This is a genomic window from Micromonospora sp. ANENR4, assembly GCF_015354395.1.
Taxonomy (GTDB): Bacteria; Actinomycetota; Actinomycetes; order Mycobacteriales; family Micromonosporaceae; genus Micromonospora; species Micromonospora aurantiaca.
In genome coordinates this window covers 214,981-231,718 of the sequence record NZ_JADKYQ010000002.1, presented here as the reverse complement: position 1 = coordinate 231,718, position 16,738 = coordinate 214,981, and the positions used below count along the sequence as shown (strand labels likewise).

General features: G+C 73.8%; 19 protein-coding genes. All 19 read right to left on the bottom strand.

Features of this window, described 5'->3' with window-relative positions:
• Positions 1–13: 13 nt before the first annotated feature.
• Complete coding sequence (locus tag IRY44_RS04215; RefSeq protein WP_194799145.1) at positions 14–934, bottom strand: carbohydrate ABC transporter permease; 921 nt, start codon at positions 932–934, stop codon at positions 14–16.
• On the bottom strand, positions 931–1,956 hold the full coding sequence (locus IRY44_RS04210; protein ID WP_194799144.1) for a sugar ABC transporter permease: 1,026 nt from the start codon (positions 1,954–1,956) through the stop codon (positions 931–933). Before IRY44_RS04210 ends, IRY44_RS04215 begins: the two co-directional genes overlap by 4 nt.
• Positions 1,953–3,632: an extracellular solute-binding protein gene (locus IRY44_RS04205; RefSeq protein ID WP_194799143.1), complete on the bottom strand. Its 1,680-nt coding sequence runs from the start codon at positions 3,630–3,632 to the stop codon at positions 1,953–1,955. Before IRY44_RS04205 ends, IRY44_RS04210 begins: the two co-directional genes overlap by 4 nt.
• A gap of 107 nt (positions 3,633–3,739) precedes the next feature.
• Complete coding sequence (locus IRY44_RS04200; protein WP_194799142.1) at positions 3,740–4,429, bottom strand: RibD family protein; 690 nt, start codon at positions 4,427–4,429, stop codon at positions 3,740–3,742.
• A complete protein-coding gene (ribA, locus tag IRY44_RS04195) occupies positions 4,426–5,055 on the bottom strand; it encodes a GTP cyclohydrolase II (RefSeq protein ID WP_135240544.1) in 630 nt (209 codons plus the stop codon). The genes IRY44_RS04200 and ribA overlap by 4 nt, the downstream gene beginning before the upstream one ends.
• A gap of 69 nt (positions 5,056–5,124) precedes the next feature.
• Entirely contained in the window at positions 5,125–6,021 is an 897-nt protein-coding gene (locus IRY44_RS04190) for a lysylphosphatidylglycerol synthase transmembrane domain-containing protein (protein WP_228531515.1), read from the bottom strand.
• Between the two features lie 141 nt (positions 6,022–6,162).
• Positions 6,163–6,972, bottom strand: a complete 810-nt coding sequence (locus tag IRY44_RS04185; protein WP_194799140.1) for a class I SAM-dependent methyltransferase — start codon at positions 6,970–6,972, stop codon at positions 6,163–6,165.
• On the bottom strand, positions 6,969–8,006 hold the full coding sequence (locus IRY44_RS04180) for a glycosyltransferase family 4 protein (protein ID WP_194799139.1): 1,038 nt from the start codon (positions 8,004–8,006) through the stop codon (positions 6,969–6,971). The genes IRY44_RS04185 and IRY44_RS04180 overlap by 4 nt, the downstream gene beginning before the upstream one ends.
• 4 nt (positions 8,007–8,010) lie before the next feature.
• Positions 8,011–8,409: a 6-carboxytetrahydropterin synthase gene (locus tag IRY44_RS04175; protein WP_194799138.1), complete on the bottom strand. Its 399-nt coding sequence runs from the start codon at positions 8,407–8,409 to the stop codon at positions 8,011–8,013.
• Between the two features lie 2 nt (positions 8,410–8,411).
• The gene (locus IRY44_RS04170; protein WP_370584845.1) at positions 8,412–9,431 is read right to left on the bottom strand and encodes a zinc-binding alcohol dehydrogenase; all 1,020 of its coding nucleotides are present in this window, start codon (positions 9,429–9,431) and stop codon (positions 8,412–8,414) included.
• A gap of 49 nt (positions 9,432–9,480) precedes the next feature.
• Complete coding sequence (locus IRY44_RS04165; protein WP_194799136.1) at positions 9,481–9,753, bottom strand: hypothetical protein; 273 nt, start codon at positions 9,751–9,753, stop codon at positions 9,481–9,483.
• 95 nt (positions 9,754–9,848) lie between these two features.
• Positions 9,849–10,904: an ABC transporter ATP-binding protein gene (locus IRY44_RS04160; protein ID WP_194799135.1), complete on the bottom strand. Its 1,056-nt coding sequence runs from the start codon at positions 10,902–10,904 to the stop codon at positions 9,849–9,851.
• Complete coding sequence (locus IRY44_RS04155) at positions 10,901–11,698, bottom strand: ABC transporter permease (protein ID WP_194799134.1); 798 nt, start codon at positions 11,696–11,698, stop codon at positions 10,901–10,903. Before IRY44_RS04155 ends, IRY44_RS04160 begins: the two co-directional genes overlap by 4 nt.
• Positions 11,695–12,477, bottom strand: coding sequence for a molybdate ABC transporter substrate-binding protein (gene modA, locus IRY44_RS04150; protein ID WP_194799133.1), 783 nt, complete (start codon positions 12,475–12,477; stop codon positions 11,695–11,697). The genes IRY44_RS04155 and modA overlap by 4 nt, the downstream gene beginning before the upstream one ends.
• Complete coding sequence (locus tag IRY44_RS04145) at positions 12,474–12,878, bottom strand: molybdopterin-binding protein (protein WP_194799132.1); 405 nt, start codon at positions 12,876–12,878, stop codon at positions 12,474–12,476. The genes modA and IRY44_RS04145 overlap by 4 nt, the downstream gene beginning before the upstream one ends.
• A 94-nt stretch (positions 12,879–12,972) precedes the next feature.
• On the bottom strand, positions 12,973–15,018 hold the full coding sequence (locus tag IRY44_RS04140; protein WP_194799131.1) for a heavy metal translocating P-type ATPase: 2,046 nt from the start codon (positions 15,016–15,018) through the stop codon (positions 12,973–12,975).
• Positions 15,019–15,092: 74 nt separating this feature from the next.
• Positions 15,093–15,566, bottom strand: coding sequence for a macro domain-containing protein (locus tag IRY44_RS04135; RefSeq protein ID WP_194799130.1), 474 nt, complete (start codon positions 15,564–15,566; stop codon positions 15,093–15,095).
• Positions 15,567–15,596: 30 nt separating this feature from the next.
• Positions 15,597–15,980: a DUF1622 domain-containing protein gene (locus IRY44_RS04130; RefSeq protein ID WP_194799129.1), complete on the bottom strand. Its 384-nt coding sequence runs from the start codon at positions 15,978–15,980 to the stop codon at positions 15,597–15,599.
• An 85-nt stretch (positions 15,981–16,065) separates the two neighbouring features.
• Positions 16,066–16,731 carry a TcmI family type II polyketide cyclase gene (locus tag IRY44_RS04125; protein ID WP_194799128.1) on the bottom strand — a complete coding sequence of 222 codons (666 nt, stop codon included), beginning with the start codon at positions 16,729–16,731 and terminating at the stop codon, positions 16,066–16,068.
• Between the last annotated feature and the right edge of the window lie 7 nt (positions 16,732–16,738).

Genomic DNA, 16,738 nt, shown 5'->3' with positions numbered 1-16,738 from the left:
CAGACCCGCGGCCTCAGCCCTTCACCGCGCCGATCAGCACGCCCTTGACGAAGTGCCGCTGGATGAACGGGTAGACCGCGACGATCGGCGCGACGGTCAGCACCACCACCGCCATCTTGACCGCCTCGGTCGGCGGCATGGTCACCCCGCTGCTGCCGCCGGAGGTGTGCGGGGCCTGCCCGGCCAGCAGGTAGCTCTGCAGCACCCGCTGGATCGGATACATGTCGTTGCGGTCGATGAACAGCAGCGCGTCGAACCAGACGTTCCAGTAGCTGACCGCGTAGAACAGGCCGACCACCGCGATCACCGCGCGGGACAGCGGCAGCACGATGCGCGCGAGCGTCCGGAAGTCGCTCGCGCCGTCGATGCGGGCGCTGTCCAGCAGTTCCGACGGGATGCCCTGGAAGAACCCGCGCACCACGACCAGGTTGAACACGCTGATCGCCGGTGGCAGGACCAGCGCCCAGATGGTGTCCTTCAGCCCCAGCCCGGTGACCACCAGGTAGCGCGGCACCAGCGGCGGGTAGACCAGGAACGGGATCAGGAAGTACGCCAGCAGCCAGCGGTGTCCCAGCGAGCCGGGGCGGGACAGCCCGTACGCGGCCAGCACGGTGACGGTCAGTGCGATGGCGGTGCCGAAGACGGTGACCAGCGTGCTGATCCACAGCGCCCGGGTCACAGCGCCGCCGGCGAAGATCGTCTCGTACGCGGACGTGTCGAGGCCCCGGGGCACGACCACCAGGCCGCCGGCCCGGGCGATGGTCTCCCGGGAGGAGAGGCTGGTCACCAGGATCACCCAGAGCGGGAAGAGTACGCCCGCGACCAGCACGGTGAGCATGACGGCCTTGAGCCCCTGCCCGACCGGGGTGGGTGGTTCCTGCCACACCGGCCGGCGGGATCGGTCACCGGCGGCCCGGCGGATGAGCGTGGTCATGACTTCGAGTAGATCCCTCGTTCGCCGAGCATGTGCGCCACGCGGTTCGCGGCCAGGATCAGCACCAGCCCGATGACGGCCTTGAACAGTCCGGCCGCCGCGCCGTAGCCGTAGTTCCCGGTGGCGATGGAGAAGTGGTAGACGAAGGTGTCGAGCACCTCGGCGGCCTGCCGGCCGACGGCGTCACGTTGCAGCAGGAACTGCTCGAAGCCGACCGAGAGCGCGTCGCCCAGCCGCAGGATGAGCAGCAGCACGATCACCGGGCGCAGGCCGGGCAGCGTGACGTGCCACAGCCGCCGCCACCGGCCGGCGCCGTCCGCGGCGGCGGCCTCGTAGAGGTTCTGGTCGATGGTGGACAGCGCGGCGAGGAAGACGATGGTGCCCCAGCCGACGTCCTTCCACACCGCCTCGACGGTGACCAGGACGATGAACGTGTCCGGGTTGGTCATCACGTTCCACGGTTGCATCCCGGCCTCGCGCATGCTCTGGGCGAGCAGCCCGGCGCCGCCGAGCATCGCGACGAAGAACGTCACCACCAGTACCCAGCTGAAGAAGTGCGGCAGGTAGACGATGGTCTGGATCAGGCCGCGCAGCCGGCTGGACAGCAGGTTGTGCAGCGCGATGGCCAGCAGGATCGGCAGCGGGAAGAAGAACACGAGCTGGAACGCGGTGATCGCCAGCGTGTTGCGGAACGCGTCCCAGAACGCCGGGTCGTCGAACAGCAGCTGGAACTGCCCGAAGCCGATCCAGTCGCTGTGCAGGAACGCCTGCCACGGGTTGTCGCCCAGGTAGGGATTGTAGTCCTGGAACGCGATCACGTTGCCGGCGATCGGCAGGTAGCTGAAGATCAGCAGGATGAGGAAGCCGGGCGCCACCATGGCGAGCAGTTGCCAGTCCCGGCGCAGCCGGGTGCGCAGCGGCACACGGCGGCGGGACGGGCGGCGTCGGGGCGGGCGGCCCGGTGGGGCCGGCGCGTCCGGCCGGGCCTGTTCGGGCCCGGCCAGGACGGCCGGCTCATTCACCGGCCCTCCTTGGGCAGCGAGTCGGCGAGCAGCTTGCGGGCCTCCTCGCCGCCGTTCGCCTTCCACTCCTTGACGATGGCGTCCACGTCGGCGAGCGGCCGGCGGCCGCGCAGCACGTCGGTGAACTTGTCCTCGGTGGGCACCTGGTTGGCCTTGTAGGCCGCGGGCATCTCCAGCTTCACCCCGGCCCAGGGGTTGGGCTCCATGTGCTTGACCATCTCGTTGGAGTACGCGAGCACGTCCGGCACGAAACGCGGGGTGTCCGGGAACGGCCCGATGGTGGGGTTGCGGCCGCTGATGAAGAAGTACTGGTTGGCGATCTCCTTGAACGCCAGGTCGGTCTTGACGGGCCCGTTCGGCGACGGGGTGTGGTGCTTGCCCGCCACACCGAAGTCCCGCAGCTGGGCCTCCTGGCTGCCGAGCGGCGCGGAGCACCAGTTGATGATCCGCAGCAGCTCCTGGACCCGGTCCTTGCCGAGGCCCTTCTTGACGAACGTGTAGGAGATCGGCTCGTCGTCGCCCCAGACCAGCGGGTCGCCCCCGGTGGCGGAGAAGACCGGCACCGGCTGGATGTTCAGCTTGGGGTTGGTCTTCTGGTGCTCGGCCTGGGCGCCCTGCCAGAAACCGACGCCGTCCTGGAGGAACACGATCGCGCCGTTCTTGGCGAACAGCTGCTTGGCGTCCGCGCCCTTGCTGGCCACGACGTCCGGGTGGACCAGGCCGTCCGCGTAGATCTTGGCCATGACCTCCAGCGCGCGGCGGAACTCCGGGGTCTCGTACTTGAACTCGGGCGTACCGTCCGGCTTGACCCGCCATCCGCCCTTGTGGCCCGGCACCTTGTGGAACATCTGGATCATGGCGAACACGTCGTTGAACGCCCACACCTTGCGCGCCGGGTCGGTGACCTGCTTGGCCGCAGCGAGCAGGTCGTCCAGGTTCGACGGAACGCCCAGGCCGCGGGCGTCGAGCACGTCCTTGCGGGTGAACAGCGCCCACGGGAACGGCCCGTCCGTGGGGTTGGGCACGGACATGATCCGCTCGTTCCACACCGCCCGCCGCCAGGCCCCGGTGGGGAAGCTCGCCAGCATCGGGTACGCGGCGGCGGCGTCGCCCTTCAGGTGGTCGGTCAGGTCCTCGAAGAGCACCTTGATCGCCTCGGCGAAGCGCGGGATCTTCTCCACCTCCCACCCCGGCACGCACAGCAGGTCCGGTACGTCCCGCGCGCCGAGCATCGCATTGAGCTTGTCGGCGTACGTGTTGCCGTCCTGGATGGTGAAGTTGACCGGCACGCCCAGCTCGGCGTTCACGGCCTGGAGGTAGGCGCTCTGCGCGGCTCCGGGCGGCGCCGGGCCCCAGGCGGGGGTCATCGCGGTGACCTGCTTGCCGCTGGTGCCGGGCTTGTCGGTGATGGCGTCGACGAGGTTCGCCGGGTAGCTGGTGTAGCCGTCGGGCACCGGGCGCGTACCCGTGATGTCGGGTTTGATGCCGCCGGGCAGGTCCTTGCGGGTGGGCAGCAGGCCGGAGACGGCGTCGAGGTTCTGGGCGGCGCCGGAGCCGGCCGGCTTCTCCGAGCAGCCGGCGAGCAGCGGGCCGGTGGCGGTGGCGGCCACGCCGAGGCCGACCAGGCCGAGGAAGCGGCGGCGGGAGGAGCCCGGGTCGGGGTGGTGCGCGGTCATCGGTCCCCCTTCGGGAAGGGAAGCGCAGTGGATTAGTTCGTATGGATGGTCAACAAACTAATCACGACCGCGAGCTTGCACAAGGGCGGACCGGATCGACACGGCGGTCAGGCCGGGCAGCGGTCGGACAGCGCGTACCGGGTGAGGACCACGTCGCCGATCTGGCGCACCTCGACCACCCGGGCCCGACGCCCCGGGTGCCACGGGAAGCGGCCGTCCCCGACGAAGCGCGGCGCACGCCCGTCCCCCACGAAGAACGGCGCCACGACCAGGTGCAACTCGTCGGCCAGGCCGGCGGTGAGGAACTGGCGGTGGACCGTCCCGCCGCCCTCCACCATCAGGCGCGTCACCCCGCGCCCGGCCAGGTCGGCCACCACCGCCTCCGCGGTGGCCGGATCCCCCGCGTCGACCACCGTGGACACCGCGCCCACCTGCTCGCGGGCCTTGTCCACCACGCCGCTCGGGCAGTACACCAGCTTGAGCCCGTCGCCCGCGGTGAAGAACCGGGCCCGCGGGTCGAGGTCGCCGCTGCCGGTGACGGTCACCTTCACCGGCGACGGCGGCAACCCGCGCGTCACCCGCGCGGCGCGCCGGTGCTCGCTGCGCACCAGCAGGCGGGGGTCGTCGCGGCGCACTGTCGCCGCGCCCACCAGGATCGCGTCGCATCCGGCCCGTGTCGCGTCCACCCGGTCCAGGTCGTCGTCGTTCGACAGCAGCAGCCGCTCGGTGCTCGCGTCGTCGATGTAGCCGTCGATCGACATCGCGCAGCTGAGCAGCACGTACGGGCGGGTGGTCACGGCACGAACGGCAGGTCGAGGGCGTGATCGGCGCGGGTCACCTTGGCCGCCAGGTAGCCGGCGTTGGCGGGCGACAGGTGCACGCCGGTGGACACCCGGTCGGCCACCGTCACGCCCAGCCGTTCGAGCTGGGCCGCCTTGTCCGGGTTGTTGCTGAGCAGGGACACCCGGTCCACGCCCAGCGCGGCGAGCATCTGCGCGGCCACCGTGTAGTCGCGCTCGTCCGCGCCGCGCCCGAGCGCCAGGTTCGCCTCGTACGTGTCGAGGCCGCCGTCCTGCAGGGCGTACGCGTCGAGCTTGGCGTACAGGCCGATGCCGCGCCCCTCCTGCCGCAGGTAGAGCAGGTAGCCGCCGGCCTGGGCGATCCGCTCGACCGCCTCGCGCAACTGCGGGCCGCAGTCGCAGCGCTGGCTGCCGAACACGTCCCCGGTGAGGCACTCGCTGTGCGGGCGGACCAGCGGCGGGTCGGCGTCGGCGTGCTCACCGAGACCGAACGCCAGGTGCTCGCGGCCGTCGACGAGTCCGTGGAAGGTGTGCACGCGGGCCGTGGTCACGTAGCCGTCGGGGAACCGGAGCGGAACCGTCACGCGGGTCCGGACCGTCGCGGTGGGCAGCGTTTCGTCCATGGTTCTCCTGTCGTCCGGTCGCCGGGCGGACCCGGCGACGCACACCTCGCTCCCCCACCGTAGGCGGGATCACCGACAGTTGCCGGGCTCGCGCCGGGGCAGCCGCCGTGCGAGCAGCACCGCGGCGCCGGGGAGGCTGGCCACCAGGACCAGCGCGCCGTACACCGTGCCGGTCGCCACACCCTGCGCGGCGGTCAGCCCGGCCGAGGCGAACGCCCACGCGGCCACCCCCTCGCGCGGCCCGAAACCACCCACGTTCAGCGGCACCGCCATCGCCAGCAGCGCCAGCAGCGTCAGCGGCAGCAGGTGCGACAGCGGGGCGTCCGCGCCGGCCGTGCGGGCGGCCACCACGAACGTGGCCAGGTGACCGGCGAACACCACTGTCGAGGCGATCACCACGCCGGCCCAGGTCCGGCGGCCCAGCACCCCGGAGCGCACGTCGGTCAGCGCGGTGCGGGCCGCCCGGGCGAACCGGGACGCCCCGGAGCGGGGCACCGCGCGGGCGGCCAGCACCAGCGCCAGCGCGACCACGGCGAGCACTGCCGCCAGCGCCGGCAGGTACCGGCGGACCGGCGACGGGAACGCGGCGAGCAGTGCCACCGCGATGACCACCTGCACCACCTGCCCGGCGGTGCGCTCCCACACCACCGCCCGCACGCCCCGGGCCACGTCCCCGGCGTCGCGGCCGTGCCGTACCGCCCGGTGCACGTCGCCGAGCACGCCGCCGGGCAGTGTGGAGTTGAGGAAGACCGCCCGGTAGCAGTGCGCCACCGCGGCGCGTATCGGCAGCCGTACGCCCAGCCCACCGGCGACCAGCGACCAGCGCCAGGCGCAGCAGACGGTGGTGATCACGCCGATGCCGAGCGCGGCGGCCAGCGCGGGCGCGTCGATCAGCCGCAGCCCGGCCAGGAACGGGCCGGTGCCCACCGAGGCGACGAGCGCGGCCAGCAGCGCGAGCCCGAGCAGCGGGCGGAGCCAGGCCCCGCCCGTCCGGGCCCGGCGCGGTGGCGCGGGCGTGACAGCCGGTACGGGTCCGGCAACGGCGACGTGTGACAAACGGTCCTCCCTCGTTCCCACCGGTTGTCACGTGCCAGCAGCCGGTTCGGTTCAGCCGGTGAGCAGGTCCGCGTGGTGCAGCACGACGTCGAGCCGCCCGGCGGCGGCCTCGGCGAGCCGCCACTTCTGATACGTCGCGGCGGGTCCGGACAGATGCGGTCGTTCCTCGATCGCCGCGTCGACCCAGCCGGTGAGCCACTCGGCGGCCAGTTCCGCCTGCTCCGGGCCGAGCCGCCAGGGGGTGGATCGCACCAGCGTCTCGACCCCGTGGCGGCGGAACGCGGCCACCGTGACGTCCACGGCATCCGGCCCGAGCAGCACCCGGCCGTCGACGGTGCGGCGCTGGTGGGCGTTGAACGCCGCGGTCAGCTCGGCGTCCAGCGGATCCGGCGGGGTGAAGTCGACCCGTCCGGTCACGGTGAGCGCGAACAGCGTCGGGTGGCCGGCGCAGGCCGCCGCCATCCGCTCGATCTCCTCGGCGGTGAGCATGTCCAGCAGCGCCGACGCGGTGATCAGGTGGGCGTCGGCCAGGTCGGCGGCGGTCAGCCGGGTCACGTCGGAGCCGCGCGTGGTCACGGTGACCTCGGCGCCGTCGGCGGCGGTGAGCCGCCCGGCCCGGGCCAGCGCCAGCAGGTCCGCGTCGCGTTCGTGCAGCACCCAGCGCTGCGGGCCGGGCAGCCGGGGCGCGAGCCAGCGCGCCATCGATCCGGTGCCGCTGCCCAGGTCGTGCACGACGAGCGGCCGGCCGGCGGGCAGCCGGTCGCGGACCGCGTCGGCCAGCTCGGTGCTGCGGGCCGCCGCGTCGGCCGGCTCGCGCAGTCGCAGCCAGTCCGCGAAGCCGGGCGGGAGTGAGGTGGTCATGCCGCGGTCGCCTCCTTCAGTGCCGTCGCCAGCCGGTCCACGGTGACCGGCCAGCCGGTGAGGGTGTGCCGCCGCTGCCGGGCGGCGCGGCGCAGCCGGTCCCGCAGGCCCGGGTCGGTGAGCCAGCGGCGCAGCGCCGCGGCGGTCGCGCCCGGGTCGCCCGGCGGCACCAGCAGGCCGGGCCGGCCGCCGCCGGGGGCGTGCCCGAGCGTGTCCGGCAGGCCGCCGGTGTCGCTCGCCAGCACCGGTACGCCCCGGGCCAGCGCCTCGGTGACCACCATCCCGTACGTCTCCCGCCGCGACGGCTGAACCAGCAGATCGGCTGCCGCGTACGTGGCGGCCAGGTCGGGGCCGGTGCGCGGCCCGGTGAGCCGGACCCGGCCGGCGAGACCGGTAGCGGTGAGCCGTCCGCGCAGCCGGTCGGCGAACGCCCGGTCCCGGTCCGGTGGACCGACCCAGTCGCAGGTCCAGTCCAGGTCGGCCACCTCGGTGAGCGCGGCGGCGAGCACGTCGTGGCCCTTCACCGGGGTGACCGCGGCGACGCAGAGCAGCCGTCCCCCGCCGGGCGTGCCGTCGGCGACGGGCGCCGGGTCGACCCCGGGTGGCGCGACAGTCACCCGTTCGGGGCGCAGCCGGTAGCGGTCGAGCAGCCGGTCACGGGTCCACGCGCTGGTGGCGACCACTACGGTGGCCGCCGCCAGCGACCGTGCCTCCGTCTCACCCTCGATCGGCAGGTGCACCAGGATCACCAGGCGCAGCCGCGCGGCGTGCGGGGCGAGCACGTCCGGCACGGTCGAGGCGACCAGGCCGTCGAGCAGCACCGGTACGCCATCGGGCAGCCCGCCGAGCAGCCCGGCCAGGTCGGCGCGTTCCCCCGGCCCCGGATGCGGCCAGCCACCGGGCACCTGGTGTTCGCGTACCGTCCAGCCGCGCGCGGCCAGGCCCCGGCAGACCCGGCGGTCGTAGGCGTTGCCGCCGCTGGGGTCCGCCGGGTCGTCGATGTCGCCCGGCAGCACCACGTGGACGACTGTCATCCGGTCAGAGCGACCGCTCGTAGCTCGCCCAGGCGATGTGCGACTCGTGCAGCGTGACGGTGATGCCGGCCAGGCCGCGCGCGCCCTCCCCCAGCCGGCCGTCGTGCACCGCGTCGGCGAGCCGGTCGGCGATCGTCCGCGCGAGCACCTCAGTGGTGGTGTTCACCCCGGCGAAGGCGGGCTCGTCGTCGAGGTTGCGGTAGTTCAGCTCGGCGAGCACGGCCTTGAGCTGCTCGGTGGCCAGCCCGATGTCGACCACGATGCCGTCGTCGTCCAGCTCGGCGCGGCGGAACGTGGCGTCGACGACGAACGTCGCCCCGTGCAGCCGCTGGGCCGGGCCGAAGACCTCGCCGCGGAAGCTGTGGGCGACCATCATGTGGTCCCGGACGGTCACGCTGAACACGATCACTCCTCGCCGTAGGTGATGAGATGACACAGCGCCGGCAGCTCACCGGAGGCGAGCCGGTCCAGCACGTCGGGCAGGTCGTCGAAGCGGGACCGGCCGGTGAGCAGCGCGTCGAACGCCGGGTCGGCCAGCAGGTCCAGGGCGAGCGCGAGCCGGTCGGCGTAACTGCGGTCGGCCCGCCGGGGCGACACGGTGCCGACCTGGCTGCTGCGGATGCCCAGCCGTCGGGAGTGGAACGCGCCGCCCAGCGCCAGCGTGACCGGCCGGTCGCCGTACCAGCTCAGTTCCAGCACGGTGCCCTCGGGGCGCAGCAGTTCCAGGCCGCGTTGCAACCCGTCGGCGGTGGCGCTGACGTGCACCACGAGGTCGCGCTCGCCGGTCGCGTCGGCGGGCGTGGCGAAGTCGGCGCCGAGCGCGGCGGCCACCTCGGCGCGGGCCGGGTCGATGTCGACGAGTTCGACCCGTACGCCGGGGAAACGGGTCAGCAGCGCGGTGACCGCGCAGCCGACCATCCCGCCGCCGATCACCGTGACCCGGTCCCCGACCAGCGGGGCGGCGTCCCAGAGCGCGTTGACAGCGGTCTCCACGGTGCCGGCCAGCACCGCGCGCTGCGCCGGCACGGCGTCCGGCACGACGGTCACGGCGTCGGCCGGGACCACGTACGCGCTCTGGTGCGGGTAGAGGCAGAACACGGTACGGCCGAGCAGCCGCTCGTCGCCCGCCTCGACGGTGCCGACGCTGAGGTAGCCGTACTTGACCGGCGCCGGGAAGTCGCCCTCCTGGAACGGCGCGCGCATGGCGGAGTGCTGGTCGGCCGGGACGCGGCCGGTGAACACGAGCGTCTCGGTGCCGCGGCTGACGCCGGAGAAACGGGTCCGGATCAACACCTCACCGGGGCCGGGCGCGGCGAACCGGACCGGCCGGATCTCGCCCTGGCCGGGCGCGCGGAGCCAGAACGCGTGGGCGTCGACCGTCACGAACTCTCCTCTTCCCCGCATTCCGACCGAGTTGTCGATCATAAACACGGAAGCGGGGCGTCAGCGGTTCGAACCGCCCGCGACCCGATGCTCAGGCGGCACGCCGGCGCTGCTCCGTACGCCAGGTCTCGGCCTCGACCCGGTCGGAGTCCCGGTCCCCGGCCAGTTCCATGGCCCGGTGGGCGGCGGTCAGCGCGTCACACGGCGCGACCTGACCGTCACACAGCAGGCTCTCGCACCGCCCGGACCGGTCGGGCCGGTGGGCGACTGCAACGTCGTACGCGGCCCGCCAGAGCAACGGGTCGGTGACTCCCCGTGGCAGGTCGGCGTCCAGACTGGACCTGTTGCGGATCGTGTCGGGCACCGTGTCCCCCTTTGCGTCGTCGCTACCGTCCCAGTGACCGGTTGAGCGCAGATCAAACCTCTCACCTGCGCACATGCTCTGACCAGCGGTGTTTGTCACGCCGGATAGGCGCGCGTCTCGGCTGCCTTGACCGCCGCCCACACCGGGCGACCGGGGATCAGTCCGAGATGGGCCGCGGCGGCGGGCGTGACGTCGGCGGCGACCTCGACCGGCCCGGCGAGCTGCACGCGCAGGTTGTCACCGTGGCGTTGCACACCGCTCACGGTGGCCGCCCACACGTTGCGCGGGCTGCCCTCGGGCCGGGACGGGTGCAGCGCGACGGCAGCCGGCGGGTATGCGACGAACGCCTCACCGTGGACGGTGTCGGCGGTGGTGAGTGTCAGCTCACCGACGGTGACCGTGCGCCCGTCGGCGCGGCCGCGGTGCAGGTTGAGGCCGACCAGCCGGGCCACATAGTCGGTGCGCGGCCGGCCCGTGACGGTTGCGGCGTCGCCCTCCTGCACCACCCGGCCGTGCTCCACGATGACCAGTCGGTCGGCGAGCACCAGGGCGTCGAGGGGGTCGTGGGTGACCAGCAGCGTCGCGCCGGGGTGCGCGCCGAGGTGGCGCTGGAGTTCGGCGCGGGTGTCCAGCCGGGTCCGGGCGTCGAGCGCGGCGAGCGGCTCGTCGAGCAGCAGCAGCGCCGGGTCGACGGCGAGCGCGCGGGCCAGCGCGACCCGCTGCGCCTGCCCGCCGGAGAGCTGCCGGGGCCGGCGCCGGGCCTGGTCACCGAGGCCGACCCGGTCCAGCCACTCCTGGGCCCGGGTGCGGGCGGCACGCTTGCCGGCGCCCCGGCGGCGCGGCCCGAACGCCACGTTGTCCAGCGCGCTGAGGTGCGGGAACAGCAGGTAGTCCTGGAACACCACGCCGACCGGCCGGCGTTCCGGCGGCGTCCACACCCGGCGGTCCGGCCGGTCCAGGTCGGCGCCGCCGAGCGTGAGGTGACCGGCGCTGAGCGGGTGCAGCCCGGCGAGCACCCGCAGCGCTGTGCTCTTGCCGGCACCGTTGGGGCCGAGCAGCGCCACCACCTCACCGGCGGCGATGCGAAGCCGCACGTCGAGGGTGAACCCGTCCCGCTCGGCGACCAGATGCGCGTCCAGCAGCGCGCTCATGTGCTTCCGACCCACCTGTCGCGCAGCGCGGCGAGGATGACCACGGAGACGGTGAGCAGGATCAGGCTCAGCACGATCGCCGCCTGCAGGTCGGTCTCCAGCGCCAGGTACACCGCCAGCGGCATGGTCTGGGTGCGGCCGGGATAGTTGCCGGCGAACGTGATGGTGGCGCCGAACTCACCGAGCGCCCGGGCCCAGCAGAGCACCGCCCCGGCCGCCACGCCCGGGGCGACGAGCGGCAGCGTGACCCGGGTGAAGGTGGTGAACCGTCCGGCGCCGAGCGTGGCGGCGGCCTCCTCGTACCGGGGGTCGGCGCCGCGAAGCGCACCCTCGACGGCGATGACCAGGAACGGCATCGCCACGAACGCCTCGGCCAGCACCACTCCGGCGGTGGTGAACGGCAGCGTCACGCCGAACGTCTCGTCCAGCCACGACCCGATCAGCCCGCGCCGGCCGAAGACCAGTAGCAGCGCCACGCCGCCGACCACCGGCGGCAGCACCAGCGGCACCGTGACCAGCGCCCGGACCAGCCGCCGGCCGGGGAACTCCACCCGCGCCAAGAGCCAGGCCAGGGGTACGCCGAGCGCCACGCAGAGCAGCGTGGCGACGGTGGCGGTCTCCAGCGACAGCCGCAGCGCGGTGAGCACGCCCGGTTCGGTCAGCCGCCGGGGCAGCGTGGTCCAGGGTGCCCGGAGCAGCAGGCCGGCGAGCGGCAGGACGAGGAAGGCGAGTCCGAGCCCGGCGGGCACGAGCAGGGCGATCGGCACCCGCTGCCGGCGTACGGTGCGGCTCATGCGCCGGGCGGCGCCTGGAACCCGGCGGCGGTGAGCACGGCGAGCCCGGCGTCGGAGCGGACGAAGTCGACGAAGGCGCGGGCGCCGGCCGGGTTGCCGGCGGTGCGCAGCACCACGATCGGGTAGTCGTTCACCGCGCGCGCCGACTCGGGGAACTCGACGGCGTCGAGTCCGGGTGCGGCGCGGACGTCGGTGCGGTAGACCAGTGCCGCGTCGACCTCGCCGAGGCGCAGCTTGGCCAGCGCGCCCTTGACGTCCTGTTCGAGCGTGGCAGGCGTGAGCCGCACACCAGCGGCGTCCAGCGCGGTGCGCGCGGCGGCGCCGCAGGGCACCTGCTCGGCGCAGATCGCCACCTTCACTCCGGGGCGGGCGAGGTCGGCCAGGCCGCCGACCCGGGCCGGGTTACCAGCAGGTACGGCGACGACGAGCTGGTTGCGCACCAGCACGGCAGGTTCACCGGCCGCGTCACCGGCGTCGGTGACCGTCTTCATGGTGGCCGGGGAGGCGGCGGCGAACACGTCGGCGGGCGCCCCCTGGGTGATCTGGGTGGCGAGCCCGGAGCTGCCGCCGAAGTTGAACGTGACGGTGCTGCCGGGGTGCGCGGCCTCGTAGTCCTTGCCGAGCCGGGTGAACGACTCGGTGAGCGAGGCGGCGGCGAACACCGTCACCGGGCCGGCGCCGTCCGGATCGGCCGGCCCGTCGGTGCTGCCGCAGGCGGTCAGGCCGAGCGTCGTCACCAGCGCGGCGGCGAGCGCGGCGCGGATCCACCGTACGGTCACGGGCTCGTCCTTCCCCTGGGGGTGGCGGGGGCGCGCTCGACCACGACGGTGGTCGACTTGATCACCGCGACGGCGACGGAACCGACCTGGAGGTCGAGGTCGTCGACGGCCTCGCGGCTCATCAGCGACACCACCCGGAACGGCCCGGCCTGGATGTCCACCTGGGCCATCACGGTGTCCTTGACGACGGCGGTGACGATGCCGCGCAGCCGGTTACGGGCCGAGGACAGCTCGGGGTGGCCGGGCGCGCGGACGAACGCTGCCACGTCGGCGCCGTCGAGCACCCGGTGACCGTGCTCGTCGCGGGTGGCCGGCAGCTTGCCGGCGTCGATCCAGCGGCGGACCGTGTCCGCGCTGACCCCGAGCAGTTCGGCGGCCTCGCCGATCCGGAACACCGTCACAGGCTCACCCTAGCGGCTCGCAGGTGCGAGCCGGAAGAGGCATGTTCGATCGCAGCCGCGAGCCTTCCCGCCGTTCGTGAGTGGGAGCTGCCGGTCAGTCGGCCGGGGTGATCCGGACCCGGCGCAGCAGTTGGGCGTTGAGCGCCACGACGATGGTGGAGGCGGACATCAGCACCGCGCCGAGGGCCGGGCTGAGCGCGATCCCGGCCCAGGCCAGCACACCGGCGGCGAGCGGGATCGCGACCACGTTGTAGCCGGCCGCCCAGGCGAGGTTCTGCCGCATCTTCCGGTACGAGGCGCGGGACAGCCGGATAACGCCGCCGACGCCGCGCGGGTCGGAACCGGCGAGCACCACCCCGGCGGACTCGATCGCCACGTCGGTGCCGGCGCCGATGGCCAGCCCGACGTCGGCGCGCGCAAGCGCCGGTGCGTCGTTCACGCCGTCGCCCACCATCGCCACGGTCAGTCCCCGGTCGCGCAGCTCGGCCACCGCCTTGTCCTTGTCGGCCGGGAGCACCTCGGCGAAGACCTCGTCGACGCCGGGCCGGAACCCGAGGTCGGCGGCGACCGCCTCGGCGACCGGGCGCGCGTCGCCGGTGATCATCACGATCTTGCGTACGCCGAGGTCGCGCAGCTCGGCCACGGCGGCCCGCGCCTCCGGGCGGACCTGGTCCTCCAGCCCGAACGCGGCGACCACCTCCGGCGCTCCGCCCTCGGGCAGCCGGACCAGGTGCAGCACCGCGGCACCGCGACCCGACCACTCCTGCGCGGCCCGGGCCAGGTCGTCCGGCACCGGGGCGCCGAGTTCGCGCAGCAGCGCCGGACCACCGACCGCCCAGTCCACGCCGTCCACCGTGGCGCGGACGCCCCGGCCGGTCAGCGCCCGGAAGCCGCGCGCGGCCGGGCGGGCACCGCGGGCGTCGGCGGCGGTCACGAGCGCCCGGGCCAGCGGGTGCTCGCTGTCCGCCTCCACCGCGCCGGCCAGGGCCAGGGCGGCCGTCTCGTCCGTCCCGCCGGTGGCGGCCACGCCGGTCACCGTGTGCCGGCCGGTGGTGAGCGTGCCGGTCTTGTCGAACAGGACGGTGTCGACGGTGCGCATCCGCTCCAGCGCGAGCCGGTCCTTGACCAGGATGCCGGCGCGGGCCGACAGCGCGGTGGACAGCGCCACCACCAGCGGGATCGCCAGACCGAGCGCGTGCGGGCAGGCGATCACCAGCACGGTCACGGTGCGTACCACCGCCTGGTCGGGGTCGCCGAGCAGCGCCCACACCGCGAACGTCGCCAGGCCGGCGAACGCCGCCAGGTAGAACAGCAGCGCGGCGAACCGGTCGGCGAGCACCTGCGCGCGCCCGCCGGAGGCCTGCGCCTGCGCGACGAGCCGCCCGATGCCGGCCAGTGCGGTGTCCGCGCCGACGGCCTCGACGCGTACCCGGAGGGTGGAGTCGGTGACGACGGTGCCGGCCACCACCCGGTCACCGGCGGCGCGGGCCACCGGCCGCGACTCGCCGGTGATCATCGACTCGTCCAGCTCGGCGGCGCCCTCGACGATCCGCCCGTCGGCCGGCACCCGCCCACCGGGGCGCACCAGCACCAGGTCGTCCACCCGCAGCTCACCGACGGGCACCGGATGCGGCTGCCCGGCGTCGTCCAGGCGCTCGGCGTCGTCGGGCAGCAGCGCCGCGAGGGCGCCGAGCGCACCACGCGCCTGCCCGACCGCCCGCATCTCCTGCCAGTGGCCGAGCAGCATGATGGTGACCAGCGCGGCAAGCTCCCACCAGAAGTCCAGGTCGAACAGGCCGAGGCTGGTGGCGGCCGAGGCGAGGTACGCGACCACGATCGCCATCGAGATCAGCAGCATCATCCCGGGGGCACGTTCGCGCAGCTCGCGCAGCCCGCCGGTGAGGAACGGCCAGCCGCCGTACGCGAACACCACGGTGCCGAGCACCGGGCCGACCCAGCGCACGCCCGGGAAGTCCAGCGAGTAGCCGAACCAGTCCATCACCATGTGACTGGTGGCGACGATCGGCACGGTCAACGCGAGGCTCAGCCAGAACCGGCGGCGGAACTGCTCCGGGTCGTGCCCCGCGTGCGCGCCGTGGTCGCCGTGGTGGGCGGTGTCGTGACCGGATCCGTGCTCCATGCCGCCCACCATACCCCCTGGGGGTACCCGTCCACATCAACTCGGCGAAGTGGCGTGGGCGACAGCGGAGGTCACTACCTGTCGTAGACGGTCACCGGGATGCCGCGGTCGGACAACGCACGCCGGATCAACGGCTCGATCCGTTGCCACGAGCCGCCGGCCAGCCCGCAGCCGATGCGCGGCATGTGGACCGACGCGCCCAGTTCCTCGGCGTGGCCGGCAACTGTCGCGAGGCAACGCTCCACCGCGTCGTACCGGATCGGCGGCCCGGCGCTGCCCCGGCGCATCCCGCGCTGGCCCAGCATGTTGGCCACCCACAGGTCCGGCGCGACCCGGACCAGCCGGACGGCACCCAGCCCGAAGTCGTTGCCGGCCCGGTGCCGGTGCCACTCCCGGTAGTCGCGTTCCGGCTCCGGCCAGCGCCGCGAGACGGCGAGCACGAAGCCCTTCCCCCACCCGCCGAGATCGTTGCAGACGTGGGCGACGATCTTGGGGCCCTTCGCCTGCGGGCTCGTCGCGTCGCCGCGCACGATCCGGAACTCCGCCATGCCCCGCATGCTGCCGCAGGGGTACGACGCTCAGCGCTGGGGGCGGGCGCCGACGCTCGGCCGGTCGGCCGGAGTCCGGCCCTGCCAGGGCCAGCGACCGTCCAGCTCCACCTCGAGGGAGAAGCTGAGGAACGTGCGGACCAGCACGATCAGCGCCAGCACGCCGACGCTGGTGAACGTGGGCGACACCGCTACCGTCCGGATGATGTCGCCGCCGACCAGGAACTCCAGGCCGAGCAGGATGGCCCGGCCGACCCCCTGCCGGTACGCCCGGTAGTGCGCGACCACCTGACGGGTCCGGGCGCAGCGCACCGCGAACACCGCCGTGGCGACCGCGACGCCGACCGCGATGACGAACACCCCGGCCAGGTCCAGCAGCGCCCCGACGTGCTGGACGATCTCCTTCGTCGACACCCGGCACCCCCGCACCAGCCTGGCGTACGGCCGGTCGCGGGGGCGGCGTTTCCGCGCTCCCGGTCGACGGGAGCGCGGAGCATGCTCAGTCCTGAGCCTGCCAGCGGTAGAAGACGGTGGCCACCGAGTCCTGCGGGCCCTGCCACTTCTCCGGCCGGTACGGCTCGATGTACGGGCCCAGGTCCTGCATCACCTTGCCGAAGGCGGGCTTGTCGCCGTGCTGGTCGCGGGTCGCCTCGGCCGCCGACGACTCCTGTTCGAGCAGGTGCACGTAGACGTCGTCGATCGAGTAGAGCCAGCGCCCGGTGACGCCGAGGTCGGTCGGGAGCGACCCGGCGTCGGACTCGCCGAAAACCCGGGCCACGTCCGGCTCGGCGCCCGGCTTGATCCGCCCGACGATCACGGTGAGCGTGGTGTCGACTGGCGGCTCCCCCTCGGGCGCCCAGTGGTAGAACTCCTTCGCGACCGAGTCCGACGGGTTCTTCCAGTAGCGCGGGTACGGGGTGACGTACGGGCCGATCTCCTCGGCGATCTTCTGGAAGGCGGGCAGGCCACGGGTCTGCCCGGAGATCCGCGGGTCCTGCTCCCGCTCGATCACGTGGATGTAGAGGTCGTGGTGCGACAGCAGGTACCGGCCGATGACGCCCAGGTCCTGCGGCCGGGTGGCCTGGTCGTAGTGGCCGAACACGCCGCCGACGATCTGTTCGCTGCCGGGGACCATGTGACAGACGATCACGTTGCGGAAGACCATGACTGCT